The following is a 13,675-nucleotide window of genomic DNA, read 5'->3' as shown; positions in this document are numbered from 1 at the left end:
ACACTCACCGCGACAGTACACGGTGAGCTGCTGCGACGATATCCTTCGCCGCAGGAACAACCGCCTCCTGGAGGGCGGGTGCCGAGGGCATGCGCACATCCGGCGTCCCCACTCGGGCAATTGGCGCGGACAGCTGCTCAAAGTGCCGATCACTGATGAGAGCGGCGACCTCGGCCCCGAAGCCGCCGGTGACGAATGCTTCATGGGCGATGACGATCCGGCCACCCGAGCTCGCCACGGCACGGGCAATCGCTTCTGTGTCGAGTGGACGGAACCAGCGGAGGTCGAGGACGGTGGCTTCGATGCCCGACTGGGAGAGGACCTCCGCCGCTTCAAGGGATGCGGACACCATAGAACCCCAGGTGATGATGGAGACGTCACCGCCAGAGCGCCGCTCACGCGCACCCCCGACCGCCTCTGTCGGGCCGGCGAGAGTGACCTTCCCGGTCTGCTGATACATCGCCCGATGTTCGATGAGCACAACGGGGTCCGGGTCTTCGATCGCGGCAAGCGTCATGGCGTAGGCGTCCTGAGGGCTAGTTGGCATGCCAACCTTGATGCCGGGGATATGGCTGAGGATCGCCTCGATGCTTTGGGAGTGCTGGGCGCAGGAACCCGGGGTGACACCCTGCTGCATCCGGATGACCAGTGGGGCGCTCAATGCGGAGCGGTTGATGTAGCGGACGTTCGACGCCTGGTTGATGATCTGGTCCAGTGCCACGAAGACGAAATCCGCCCACATGATCTCCACGACAGGTCGCAGGCCGTTCATTGCAGCGCCGACGGCAGAGCCGAGGATAGCCGATTCCGCGATGGGCGTGTCGAATACCCGCTGATCGCCGAATTCTTTCTGCAGCCCTCGTGTCACCCCGAAGATTCCTCCAGCGAAGCCCACGTCTTCGCCGTACACCACCACTTCATCGCGGTGACGAAGCGCATGTTTGAGCGCTTCGTTGACTGCGCGGAAGTAGGGGACGTCCTTGGCCTCCGCACGTTCCGCCGAGGGGGCTGGAAGGTTCGGCGCATAGAGGTGTTCGAGAACGTCCGCAGGGTCGGGGGCGGGAAGGCCACGGACGCTCTCGGCGAGAGCAGTGATCTCCGCGTCCACCTGCGCGTGGATCCTGTTCGCCTCAAATTCCGAGATGCCTTCCAGTTCCCTGAGGCGTACGAGCGGGTCCTGCAGGCGGGCATTTTCCACGTCTGCCTCAGGGCGGTAGTGCTGGATGTCCTTGTTGTAGTGGCCCGAGAGGCGGACAGTCTTGAATTCCAGGAGTACGGGGCCTTCGCCGGCGCGGCAGGCCCGGGCGGCTTCGGCCACGGCCTCGGCGACAGCGGCCGGGTCGCCGCCGTCGATCACGTGGCTTTCAATGCCCAGGCCTTGGCCGCGGCGCGCAAGATGCTCCCCCCGCGTCGTGGTTGCAATCGGAGTCATCTCCGACCATCCGTTGTTCTCCAGGGCGAAGATGACCGGAAGGTTGCGTGCCGCCGCGAACACCATCGCCTCGGTGGTCCCGCCCTGGTTCATTGCGCCGTCTCCGAGCGAGACCAGCACAACGCCGTCGCCGCCCTTCGCTCGCTCAGCCATCGCGACCCCGGCGCCGATGGGCAGCCCCGCCCCGATGATCGAATTCTCGCCCAGGAACCCGGCTTCGGGCGCGCTGAGCATCGGCGACCCTGCGCGCCCACCGTTGGTGCCCGCAGCGCGCTGGGCGATCTCCGCCAACACGGCAAGCGGGTCAGCGCCGCATGCCAACGCCCACCCGTGCCCGCGGTAGGTGGAAAGGACTTTGTCTCCCGGCTGGAGTACGGACATCGCGCCCACCGGAATCGCTTCCTGTCCCAAGCAAAGGTGCACCGAACCGGCCACGTGCCCCTCCCTGCCAAGCTCGAGAACCTCCTCCTCGAAGCGGCGGATGAACGCCATGCGTCGGTAGCTGTCCGTAGGGTTGTAGTCATAAGGCATGTTGATATTCCAATCGAAGAAAGAGAGCGGTCAGGCGGCTGGCGCGAACAGGAATTTCACGCCATCCCCGCGCCGTGTGGCGGCGATGACGGCTTCCCAGTCGCGAAGGGGGGCGATGCGGGTAATGAGTGGCTGCAAAAGCACGAGACCATCGGCGGCGAGGCGGATCGCCCGATCGAATCCCTGCACGGTGGCGCCGAATCCCGACGTCAGGGAGAGATCTTTGAAGCAGAGTGCGCTCAGATCGACGGAGATTGAACCGCCGAACAGCCCGAGTTGGACGTAACGCCCTCGGCGACGAACGGCCGCAAGGCAGGTTGCGACAGCCCCTGCGGCGCCGGCGCACTCCACCACCACGTCAAACTGCTCATGCAGTGCCTCGTCAGAGTGACCACGTGCGACCCGGACCTCGAAACCGAGGCGCTCGGCGAGATCGAGCCGCTGTCGATCCGCGTCTCGACCGACCAGAGTCACGCTCGCGCCAGAAGCGCGGGCCACCTGTGCCGCCAGCAATCCGATCGCTCCGGGCCCGGTCACAAGCACCCGATCACCAGGACTGATCACCGGTGGATCACAGAGGGCCCCAACCACGCAGGCGAGTGGCTCAAGCAACGCAGCCTCCGGCAACTCGATGGAATCTGGAAGCCGGTGCAGGTTCCGGACCGGCACGAGGACAGCCGGCGCAAAGGCGCCGTTCACGTGGCTTCCCAGCGATTGCCTGCGAGGGCACAAGTTGCGGTGCCCGGACCGGCAAGCATCACACGTGCCGTCGCTGCTGTAAAAAACTTCCGAAACCACCCGGGCTCCCACCCAGCTCGCGTCCGCGCCGTCCCCGACCGCCTCGACAGTGCCACTGAACTCGTGACCCACAATCACAGGGGGGTACACTCCCCACTCGCCATCTGCGATGTGCAGATCGGTACCGCAGATTCCCGCCGCAGCGACCCGGACCAGAGCTTGTCCTTCAACCGGCGGGCCGACTTCGACGCGCCGTATCTCGAGGTTGCCCGGGCCGTCGGCAAACTTGACGAGACCATCTCCTGTCAGCGTCGTGCCGGTCATCGATCGCCTGCTTCCCGGCCGGCTTCGCGAGACGCCAGGTGTCTGCACCGGCGCATCCTTCCCGCTCCTTGGGATTCATTGACCACAACGGCTCCTTTGCCTCTCACAGATACAAGCCCCGTCCGGATCCCGTCGACTCCGCCTGCGCTTGCAGCGAAGGCACCTCAGCGCACCCTTGGTCCAACAAGCGGCCAGTCCAGAATGGATTCAGGATTATGAAACTTGCTTCATTCTATGGCAGAACAAGATTGACAGCGCAACCCCGGTCGTTGACCACGTGGGACCAGGGGGTACCCCCGGGGGGCGCGCGTTCATGGCAGATCGTGCAATTTGCTCAAATTCATTTCACATGGCGTCGTATCATTACCGTGTGAGCACTGTAGACACCGCCTCGGAAGAACCGCGAAGCCAGACGAGAATCCAGTCGGTCAGCAGGGCCGTGGACCTCCTCGTCGCGGTGGCGGAAAGCCCCACGGGCGAGACAGCGAAGACGCTCGCCGACCGGTTCGGCCTTTCGCTGCCCACCACCTACCATCTCCTGACGACGCTGTGGGCCGAGGGGATGATCTCCAAGGATGCTCAGCGCGTGTTCCAGATCGGCCCGCGAGCCGACGTCATCGCGCAGGCGGTCCAGCGCGCGGACAACGTGCCGCCCGCGTATCGCTCCGCCCTGCATCAACTCGTGTCAGACACCGGGGAGACCGCCTACCTCGGTGCTTGGCGTGGGGGAACCGTCAAGGTCCTGGAAACCGCCGAGGGAGCCCAGGCGGTGCGTGTCGTGGGACTCAACGACCCCTATGCGCCGGAGGATCTCCACGCGCGCGCCAGCGGAAAGCTGCTGCTGGCTTTCAGTCCTCAGGAGACGCGGGCAGAGGTGCTGACACGGCTGCGTCTTCGACGCCTCACTCCTCACACGATCACCCGTCGCGCGGACCTCATCGTCGAACTCGACCGTATTCGAGACCAGGGCGTGTCGTTCGATCGGGAAGAGTTCCAGCTCGGCGTCAGCTGCATCAGCGTCCCGATTCGACAGAGAGGCGAGGTCGTCGCGTGCTTGACGGTGTCCTCTCCGATGCAGCGTTTCCCCCAGATCGAGTCCGCCCTTATCGAGGCGCTCGAAAGGGCCGTCGAGGTCGCGGAGGAGCATTAGACTCTCCATGGAATTCACTAATTGAAATGAATTCCATATAGACAACGTTCGCTGCGCATCGCAGAATGGGTGAGCCTGTTCCGGGCAACCACCGGACGTGACCTCAACGAGGAGAGCCCCACCCAGATGTCCGAAAGCATCGAACGCGTCGAAGCGTGGCAATGCGCGCTGTCCATGCCCTATGAACTGCACCTGGGCTCCATCACCTACCGCACGCGCGATTATGTCGTTCTACGCCTGACCACGTCCGCGGGGCGGGTCGGTGCTGCCATCGGCTACACCCGAGGCACCCCGTTACTGGCCGCCCTGGCCCACCTCACAGCGGACCTGCACGGCCTGACCGACATCAACCCCGGCTCCGTGCACGACGTCCTCCGCCGGCGCTACGCTCCCGGATGGGGCTCGATGGCCCGCGCTGGTTCGCTTATCGATATCGCCTTATGGGACATCGCTGCGCAAACGGAATCGCTTCCGCTGGCTAGCGCCCTCGGCGCATCGGATCGCGACGTACCCCTCATGGCGGTCGCGGGGTACTTCCTCGACCATCGCGGCGTGGGTGCCATCCTGGACGAGATCGCCGACTTCGTTGATCAGGGTTACCTCACGATCAAACTCATCGTCCCGGGACACGACCTGACAACCGACCTTCGCTTCGTGGCCTCCGCCGCCGAACTCCTGCCGTCCGGCGTCGGTCTCGGAATCGACTTCCACGGTGCGTTCTCCACGGTGGAGGATGCCGTGTCCTATGGCTCCGCCTTCCGTGATCTCGGCTTGGAATTCATCGAAGACCCGTTCCCGAGTTACGAGATGGGTGCGGTAACCGAGACCGCCCAGCAGTTGCAGACCGCCGTGGCGGCGGGCGAGGACGTCATCACCGCGACCGCCTATGACCTGCTCGTTCGCGATGGTGTGCGCGTCGTTCGCGCAGACGTCTCGGCCAGCGGCGGTTACACCGAGGTTCTTCCTGCCGCCCGGCGAGCCTCAGCCTCGGGCGCCCGCGTCGCTCCGCACGTTTGGCCGCACCTGCACTTTCCGCTTGCGCTTGCAGCTGCCGACCTGGTCGAGGTGATCCCTCATACGACGGGCGCGGACCCGATCGACCAGATACTTCGGGAGCCCTTCCCGATACGCGATGGTCGTTGGCGACCGCCACCCGGACCCGGCCTTTACCTCCCCATCGATTGGCCCCGTGTGTCAGCCATTGCGTCCGACAGCTTCGTTAGCGCCTCCGACAGCTTCGTTAGCGCCCCCTAAGAGAGGAATCTTCATGCCCACTTCGCACGCTTTGATCACCGGCGGCGCCTCCGGCGTCGGATTCGCCACAGCCCAGCGATGGATTCGCGATGGGGGCCGTGTGGCCCTCCTCGATCTCGACGAGGACGCCCTTGCTCGCGCCGCCGCCTCTCTCGGAGCAGGTACCGTCTTCGCGGCGGCGGACGTCAGCTCCGACGACGAGGTCCGTAGCGCCGTGCAGAAGGCCGCCGACCAGTTGGATGGATCTTTGGACGCCGTAATCAACTGCGCAGGCATCGCCCGCCCGGCGCCGGCAGCCGACGTGGCAGACTCCGACTGGTCCCGCCTGGTCGACATCCACCTGGGCGGCACCATGCGCGTCAGCCGTGCGGCTTACCCGTGGCTCACACGTTCCACGCAAGCCGCCATCGTGAACGTCTCTTCGGTAGCCGCTCACGCCGGAATGCCCGGCCGATCCAGCTACTGCGCCGCGAAAGCCGGCATCGAAGGCCTCACTCGCGCACTGGCCGTCGAATGGGCACCCCAAGGGATTCGCGTCAACGCCGTCGCCCCCGGATACATCAACTCGCCGATGACAGCCGGGCTCGTCGCAAAAGGATCCCTGGACGTGGGGCCGGTGATCGCGCGCACACCGATGGCGCGACTGGCCGAGCCGGAAGAGATTTCCTCTGCGATCATCTTTCTCGCCTCCCGCGAAGCGTCCTACGTGACCGGGCAAACGCTATACGTCGATGGCGGCATGACCATCGACGGCAACTGGTACTGAAGCTCGCCACCAAGTGTGGCGACTGCGAAGGATCGAGGTGTCAACCCGTGGTCACGGCGAGGTCAACTCACTCGGCCTCTCCTAGGGCCCTTCAACCCAGCGCGGACAGTGTCGCCGACTACCTCAAGGGGATCCGCGGGCACCGACTGCTGACCGTCGAGGAGGTCAATGAGAACGCGCGAGCGATCGAGGTCGGCCTGCTTGCGCAAGAGCGCCTCGACACCCGGCCGAACACCTCGGAGGATGCTGCGCTGCTCGCCGAACTAGCTGCGGCCGGACAAACCGCAATAACGACCCTCGTCACTCACAATCTGCGGCTGGTGCTGTCGATCGCCCGCTCCACCGCCGGCCGCGGGGTCCCTGTCGCGGACCTCATCCAAGGTGGGAACCTGGGACTGATGGCAGCCGTGCAGCGCTTCGACTACACCAAGGGGAACAAGTTCTCCACATATGCGACATGGTGGATCCGAAAGGCGATCGGCGACGCCATAGAACAAGCGCGCGTTATTCGCTTGCCCACACGAATCCATGTTCAAATGAGCCAGCACTCCCGCGCGCGTCACGAGTTCAGCATCGACGCCGGACGCGATCCCACCCGAGCCGAATTGGCCAGTCAGCTGGGCACCACCGAAGACGCACTTGCCCTGTTCGAGACTCGCACAGCCGAACCGACGTCACTCGACCGCCCCGTCGACCTGGCAAGCGGAATCGAGTTCAAAGACGCCATCTTCGACCCTGACGCTCCTACGGTCGAGGACGCGATCGGCGCCGGCCAGAGGCGCCGCGCAGTCCTGCTACTACTACAGACACTCACCGCAAGCGAGCGCGTCCTAATCCTCCTCCGATACGGTTTCGGAGAGCCCCAGGGCCTTCGGCATGCGGACATCGCTGTTGAGCTGGGTCTCCCCCGCGCCCGCGTGCAGCAAATCGAAAAGGTCGCGCTCGCAAAGCTAGCCCACCCCAGCCGCCATCGTCTGCTACAAGCGATCGTTTAGGCGACACTTCCCATCAACCAGCCGCATTGTCGATCACCGATCGAGTAAGCAAGATTCAATCGCGGCTAGCCCTCTACCAGACGGTCCCTAGCTCCACGCTCCGCGAGGGTCGTCGCCGCAGATAGAGATGGTGGCAGATCACGCTGATCGCGAGGCAGCGGGAGACCACCCGGAACCCATGAGACCTGAAGCCGCGTCGTGCAATGCTCTGCGGTGTCGAGCCGGTCCCTGCCGTTTCGCTTACGCACGGCACACGGACCTCAGAGCCGAGCGCTCACCACCTTCTACGACCCAACTGCCGAACTGCGCCGTCAGACGCGCGTCGCCCGACCTGTACGCATGCGCGAAATGGCGTCGACGGCCGCGGCGAGGATCAGCACCGCGCCGGTGACCAGGAGGTTGATGCCCGCACCGAGGTTCAGCAGGCCCAGGCCGTTGGTGATCACCGCGATCACAAGCGCACCGATCGCAGCGTTGCTGAGCCGGCCCTTCCCGCCGAAGAGGCTGACTCCACCGACGACCGCCGCCGCGACTCCGCTGAGGACGATGTCACGCCCGACGGTGGCATCCACCGATCCGACGCGGGACACGCTGAGCAGCGCCGAGAACACGGCGAGCGTGGAACAGATCACGAACGCCCACCACTTGATCCAGCGCACCTTGACGCCGGACCGGCGGACCGCCTCGGCATTGCCGCCGATCGCGTAGACGTAACGGCCGTACTTGGTGCGGTCGAGGAGGAACGAGCCCAGCCAGAGGATCACGAGCACGATCGGGACGATCATCGGGACGCCCTCGACCCCGAACAGGCCCTGGCCGCGGTTCTGGTTGAGGATGTAGACCGCGATGCCGCCGATCACGGCGATGACCGCCAGCTTGATCCACACGAGCGTGATGGTGCGGTTCGGGACTCCCGCGCGGGTGCGGCGGGCGCGGTCCCAGAAAGACGTGCCCGCCGAGATCGCAAGGATGACCACCAGCATCGTCCAGCCGGCCCACGGAGGCAGGTTGCCGTCCTGCAGCGCGGTGAGCTCGGGAACCTCAACCCGGAACACGCCACCCGAGCCGATGATCAGCAGGGCGAGGCCCTGGTAGCCGAGGAACAAACCCAGCGTCACGACGAACGACGGGATGCCGACTCTCGCTACGAAGAAGCCGATGAGCGCGCCGGTTGCCACGCCGAAGGCGAATCCCACGATCAGCGCGATCGGCCACGGCACGTGGAAGTTCCCGCTGAGCACGACAAACAGGGCCATCGCAACACCGCCCGTGACACCGGCGGACAGGTCGATCTCGCCCAGCAGCAGCACGAACACGAGCGCCATGCCGAGCACGACGAGCGTCGCCGCTTGGTTGAGGAGGTTCGCGAAGTTGCGCTCGGTGAGGAAGAAGGGGCTCAGGGAGGCAAACAGGATCGACAGGACGATAAGGCCGCCGACGGCGGGGAGTGCCCCCATGTCGCCGGATCGGACGCGCTGCCACCACGCCTGGATCTGGTCGCCGAGGCCGCCCTCGACGCCGCTTCCGATCATGTCGCCAAAGACGGGATCGGGCGCGGCCGCGGTACGTGTCGTGGTCATGCCGCACCTCCAGGGGTTTTGATGTTGGTCGTGTCGATGAGCTCGACCCCGTTGGTCTTCGTGCCGGTGATGTAGCCCACGACGTCGTCGCGGTTGGTGTCCTTCTTCTCGATCTGCGCGACCATCTGCCCCAGGTAGAGGACGGCGATGTCGTCGGCGACGGCGAACACGTCGGCCAGGTTGTGGCTGATCAGCACGACCGCGACGTTGTGGGCCGCGAGGCGCTCGACCAGGTGCAGCACCTGCTCGGTCTGCGCGACGCCGAGGGCGGCGGTCGGCTCGTCGAGGATCACGACCCGGGCCTTCTTCAGGACAGCGCGCGCGATGGCGACGGTCTGCCGCTGTCCGCCGGACAGGCTCGAGACCTTCTGCCGCACCGACTTCACCGTGCGCACCGAGAGCGAGCGGAGGGTGTCGGACGCCTCCTTCTCCATGCGGCCTTCGTCGAACGTGCCGAACGAGAGCTCCTCGCGGCCGAGGAACATGTTCTGCACGATGTCGAGGTTGTCGCACAGTGCGAGGTCCTGGTATACGACCTCGATGCCGAGGGCGGCCGCTTCGCGCGGGGTGTGCAGCGCGCGGTGCTCGCCGTCGATGAGGACTTCGCCCTCGTCGTACGGCTGGACTCCTGCGAGCCCCTTGATGAGAGTCGACTTCCCGGCGCCGTTGTCGCCGACGAGGGCCGTGACCTTGCCGGGGCGGATTTTCAGGTCGACCCCCTTGAGCACGCTCACGGGCCCGAAGGACTTTTTAACGCCCCGCAGTTCGATGATGGGTTCTGACATGTTCGCTTCCTTGCGCTGTCGTACCTGAAAGGGGCGCCGCGACGCCCGGCCGCGGCCCCCCTCAGTTCAGGAGTTACTGCTTGACGCCGTATTGGTCACACTTCGCCTTGACCTCCGCCGTGCAGACCTCGCTGTAGCTGGCGTCGCCGGCAGCGACGACGTCCTTCACCTTGTCGGGGCCGACGAGTTGGATGTCGACAGCGATGTATGGCGTTCCGTCCGCGAGCTTTGCGCCGGCCTTCGGCTTCTGGCCCTTCAGCAGCGCGACGGCGGTCGCGACGGCGGCGGCGGCCTCGTTCTTGACCGGCTTGTAGACCGTGGCGGTCTGCCATCCGAGGAGGATGTTCTGCAGACCCGCGACGTTCGCGTCCTGACCCGAGACGGCGACGCCCTTGAGGTTGTTGTCCTGCAGCACCTTGATGACACCGGCCGCGTTCGTGTCGTTCGCGACCCACACGCCGTCAACCTTGCCGCGGAGCGACGTCAGCGCCTGCTCGAAGTTCGTCTGCGACTTGGCCTGGTCCCAGACCCCCGGGGGCTCCGCCGCCGGCTTGATGCCAGCCGCTTCCATAACCTTGACGGCGCCGTCGTGGAACACCTTGGCGTTTGCGTCGGACGGGTCGCCGCCCATGTAGACGACCGTGGCGGTCGCCGGGTTCTTGCCCGCGGCCTTCAGACCGTTGAGCACCGCCTGACCCTCCAGCTCGCCGACCTTGGTGTTGTCGAACGAGACGTAGTAGTCGGCGCCCTTGAACTGCCTCTCGTAGGCGATGACCGGGATGCCCTGGCCCTTGGCCTTCGACGCGACGGCTTCGGCGGCGCCCTGGTAGTCGACGAGGAGCATGACACCGCAGCCCTTCGTGAGCTGTTGGTCGCCGATCGTCGCGTACTTGTTGACGTCGCCCTGTGCGTTCTGGATGTCGGTGTCGAAGCCGGCCGCCTTCAGGCCCTTCTCGAGGTACTTGTGGTCGAGGTTCTCCCAGCGCGGCGACGACGCCGCATCGGGCAGGATGACGCACGCACGCGTCGAGGCTGCGGCACCGCCGCTCGCGGTCGAGCTGCCTCCGCCTGAGCTGGAACAGCCCGCCAAGACGAGGCAGATCATGCCCGCAACTGTCGAAACGGATAGGAGCGAAGACTTCTTCATCTTTGCCTTTCGGGTGCAAGTGGTGGAGCGTCACACGTGCTGGTGCGCCGGGTTCCTCGAAGGATGGCATACCGACACAGGTTTGTCTATATGCAAATGATTTCAAATGCTGACTATTTAGCAATTGCCGCGAAGCCACCGGCGGCGAAAAGGGGCATTATGTAAGGCTTCTCACGGACCCACATCGCCGGACAGAGTCGAGGCGTTCGCCGGACCGCTATTGGAACCCGCCGCGTACCGACACAGGAACTGCGGCTGGCAGCTTGGCCACGAGCAGCGCGCCTAAGACCGGGTGGGGTGTTGTCCCTGCCATGGTCCGATGGAGCTGTCGGCGTCGTAGACCCTCGTGAGCCAGGACCCGCCGTTCCTCTCTGCGCAGACGTCTGCGTTTTCCCTACCGGAAACAGCCGCCCCTCTTTGGAACGACGCGCGAACGCCACTCCTTGCGACCGCGTTCGATGACCACTTCATGCATACCGGGGATGTCCGAGCACGAAGCCGGGCGCCTGCTCGGCCAACACGTTCTTCACCAGACGATCATCGTCTTGCCGATGCCACCATGAGCAAAGTCCTCGACAGCCTGGGGAGTTTGTTCGAGGCTGCAGCGGATCGTCACAATGTCATCCAGAGCGACCTTCAGCCGGGCAGCATCGCGAACTGCCTCCATCATCACAGGCATGCTGAAAACGAACGAGCCTCTGATCGTCGCCTGCTTCATGATAACGTCGGTGACCGGATCGATGTCATAACCCGGCCCAAAGCCGACGAGCACAACGGAGCCCCAGGTCTTAGTGATCCGGGACGCGTTTCGACGGCCGTGAATGTTCCCCGACGTCTCGACCGTCACGTCAAGTCCGTCGGGAATCGATGCAACATCGAAATTCGCTGGATCGTGCGCTTCGTAGCCGAGCTTGGCAGCGAAATCGCGACGGTCGGCGCTCGGATCCAGTCCGAACGCTCGCAACCCGAAGGCACGAGCCCATGCCAGCACTGCTAGCCCAACCGGGCCCAGCCCGATAACCCCCACGGTGCCGCCCAGCGGGACGTCGCCCCGGCGTAGCGCCTGATACGCAGTGCTGGCGCCGCAGGCCAGGAACGCTCCCGTTTCGAAGGACATCTCGTCGGGCAAGGGCACACAGTCCCGGCTCGCGACGATCACTTTGTCCTGGTAGCCGCCATCCCGGTCCAATGAGTAGACCGTGTTGTTCTCGCAGTGGTTATCCCACCCCTTGCGGCAGCTGAGGCAGTCTCCGCATCCTGAGTAATGCTGGATGGCAACACGATCCCCAACCTTCACGTTGGTGACGCCCGCTCCGATTTCCTGCACTACCCCAGCCATCTCGTGTCCAGGCGTAGTGGTCCAGCTGCGCGGCTGAGTGTGCGCCTCCATCGCTTCACGCGAGATGTGGTAATAGTGCAGGTCGCTGCCACACATCCCCTCGGCCCGAACATCAAGGAGAACCTCACCCAGGCCGGGCGGCCGGACGGATTTTTCAACCAGCTCCATTGTGGAGTCACCAGCAAACAGGGCGGCGAGCACGGTCACTTCTTCAGACATTGAGCATCATTGCTTTCTTTGCGGCCAACTGGATTTCCGCGTTCACGTTGCGCTGTGCATGAGAACACGCCTCAGGGATTCACCTCCCAGCTCGTACAAACTACCGCATTTTTCATATGGCTATACCCATAGTCATAGTGTTGATTTATTCGTTCGCGTTCCCTATGGTGTGGCGAGAGTTATGAAAACTCGATCCCAACCAAGGAGATTCGATGAAGAATCAACGCATCACAGCACTCACTGCGCTCGGCTTGGCCGCAGTGGTCACGATTGCCCTGTCAGGATGCTCGGGGGCCGGCGGTAGCGGAGGGCAGGACGCCAACGGAGTGACCACTCTCACGCTCGCCTCTCCGAGCTTCTCCCAGATGAAGGACATGGAAAAGCTGATCCCCGAGTTCGAGAAATCGCATCCAAAGATCAAGGTCAACGTAACATTTCTCGAAGAGAGCAACCTTCGGGACGCCGTAACAAAGGACGTGGCGACTAAGGGCGGTCAGTACGACATCGTCACAATCGGAGCCTACGAGACACCAATTTGGGCGGCCAACGGCTGGCTTACCGAACTGGGTGACTACGCCAAAAAGGACACCTCTTATGACGTCAACGACCTCTTCGCACCAGTCCTAAAGGGCAGCTCCTACAACGGAAAGATGTACTCGGCACCCTTCTACGCTGAGTCGTCCTTCCTGATGTACCGCAAAGACCTGTTTGAGGCAGCTGGGCTGACAATGCCCGAGCACCCCACGTGGGATCAGGTCGCCGCGATGGCTCAGAAACTGAACGATCCCAGCCACGGTGTCTCCGGCATCATTCTTCGCGGCAAGCCGGGTTGGGGCGAGTCACTGGCTCCCCTCAACACGGTCATCAACACTTATGGCGGGCAGTGGTACGACACCCATTGGAAGGCGACTCTCACATCACCTGAGGTGGAAAAGGCGACACAGTTCTATGTCGATCTGCTGAAGAATGCTGGCGAGCCCGACCCGGTTTCCTACGGATTCGCGGAGTCGCTGAACTTGTTCACTCAAGGCAAAGCCGCGATGTGGTACGACTCCACCTCAGCTGGCGGAGTGATCGAAGACCCAAAGGTCTCGAAGGTAGCCGGGAAAGTCGGGTTCGTGCATGCCCCCACGGTGAAGACCCCCGAGAGCGGATGGTTCTGGTCATGGAATCTCGCCGTGCCCCAGACTTCAAAGAAGAAAGATGCCGCCTGGCAGTTCGTCTCCTGGGCCACCAGCAAGGACTATGTGCAGCTCGTAGGTAAGAAGATCGGCTGGGCCCAGGTTCCCCCTGGGACACGCAGTTCCACTTACAAGATCCCGGAGTACCTGAAGCAGGAGTAGTGCCCCGTAGAGTGGTGTAACGAACCCCGAGTAACAACGGCCCCACTGAAAGAACAGCGTGGCCACCGGGGA

General features: G+C 64.1%; 11 protein-coding genes. 5 read left to right on the top strand and 6 right to left on the bottom strand.

Features of this window, described 5'->3' with window-relative positions; genetic code table 11:
* Window positions 1–4 precede the first annotated feature (4 nt).
* Together AC1ROW_RS19315 and AC1ROW_RS19310 are read right to left on the bottom strand one after the other, a co-directional pair.
* Window positions 5–1,963 (bottom strand): alpha-ketoacid dehydrogenase subunit alpha/beta, encoded by a 1,959-nt coding sequence (locus AC1ROW_RS19315; protein ID WP_493020874.1) that lies wholly within the window; start codon window positions 1,961–1,963, stop codon window positions 5–7.
* A gap of 30 nt (window positions 1,964–1,993) precedes the next feature.
* Window positions 1,994–3,025 (bottom strand): zinc-dependent alcohol dehydrogenase, encoded by a 1,032-nt coding sequence (locus tag AC1ROW_RS19310; RefSeq protein ID WP_493020872.1) that lies wholly within the window; start codon window positions 3,023–3,025, stop codon window positions 1,994–1,996.
* Between the two features lie 370 nt (window positions 3,026–3,395).
* Here AC1ROW_RS19310 and AC1ROW_RS19305 point away from each other — a divergent pair, with 370 nt between their 5' ends.
* From AC1ROW_RS19305 to AC1ROW_RS19290, 4 genes are all read left to right on the top strand, one after another.
* Window positions 3,396–4,175 (top strand): IclR family transcriptional regulator, encoded by a 780-nt coding sequence (locus tag AC1ROW_RS19305; RefSeq protein ID WP_493020870.1) that lies wholly within the window; start codon window positions 3,396–3,398, stop codon window positions 4,173–4,175.
* Window positions 4,176–4,244: 69 nt separating this feature from the next.
* The gene (locus AC1ROW_RS19300; RefSeq protein ID WP_493020869.1) at window positions 4,245–5,429 is read left to right on the top strand and encodes an enolase C-terminal domain-like protein; all 1,185 of its coding nucleotides are present in this window, start codon (window positions 4,245–4,247) and stop codon (window positions 5,427–5,429) included.
* Between the two features lie 13 nt (window positions 5,430–5,442).
* Complete coding sequence (locus AC1ROW_RS19295; RefSeq protein WP_493020867.1) at window positions 5,443–6,195, top strand: SDR family NAD(P)-dependent oxidoreductase; 753 nt, start codon at window positions 5,443–5,445, stop codon at window positions 6,193–6,195.
* A 47-nt stretch (window positions 6,196–6,242) separates the two neighbouring features.
* A complete protein-coding gene (locus tag AC1ROW_RS19290) occupies window positions 6,243–7,190 on the top strand; it encodes a sigma-70 family RNA polymerase sigma factor (protein ID WP_493020865.1) in 948 nt (315 codons plus the stop codon).
* Between the two features lie 311 nt (window positions 7,191–7,501).
* Here AC1ROW_RS19290 and AC1ROW_RS19285 read toward each other — a convergent pair whose 3' ends face one another.
* From AC1ROW_RS19285 to AC1ROW_RS19270, 4 genes are all read right to left on the bottom strand, one after another.
* Window positions 7,502–8,770 (bottom strand): sugar ABC transporter permease, encoded by a 1,269-nt coding sequence (locus AC1ROW_RS19285; RefSeq protein ID WP_493020863.1) that lies wholly within the window; start codon window positions 8,768–8,770, stop codon window positions 7,502–7,504.
* Entirely contained in the window at window positions 8,767–9,555 is a 789-nt protein-coding gene (locus tag AC1ROW_RS19280) for an ATP-binding cassette domain-containing protein (protein ID WP_493020861.1), read from the bottom strand. Before AC1ROW_RS19280 ends, AC1ROW_RS19285 begins: the two co-directional genes overlap by 4 nt.
* A gap of 73 nt (window positions 9,556–9,628) precedes the next feature.
* Window positions 9,629–10,660, bottom strand: coding sequence for a substrate-binding domain-containing protein (locus tag AC1ROW_RS19275; RefSeq protein ID WP_493020860.1), 1,032 nt, complete (start codon window positions 10,658–10,660; stop codon window positions 9,629–9,631).
* Window positions 10,661–11,228: 568 nt separating this feature from the next.
* Window positions 11,229–12,260 carry an alcohol dehydrogenase catalytic domain-containing protein gene (locus AC1ROW_RS19270; protein ID WP_493020858.1) on the bottom strand — a complete coding sequence of 344 codons (1,032 nt, stop codon included), beginning with the start codon at window positions 12,258–12,260 and terminating at the stop codon, window positions 11,229–11,231.
* A 212-nt stretch (window positions 12,261–12,472) separates the two neighbouring features.
* Here AC1ROW_RS19270 and AC1ROW_RS19265 point away from each other — a divergent pair, with 212 nt between their 5' ends.
* Window positions 12,473–13,603, top strand: coding sequence for an ABC transporter substrate-binding protein (locus AC1ROW_RS19265; protein WP_493020856.1), 1,131 nt, complete (start codon window positions 12,473–12,475; stop codon window positions 13,601–13,603).
* Window positions 13,604–13,675 lie beyond the last annotated feature (72 nt).

It is taken from the genome of Leifsonia sp. GW821-FHT13C09 (assembly GCF_058806435.1).
Note: the sequence above shows the minus strand (reverse complement) of the source record. Positions and strands in the feature narration are given on the sequence as shown.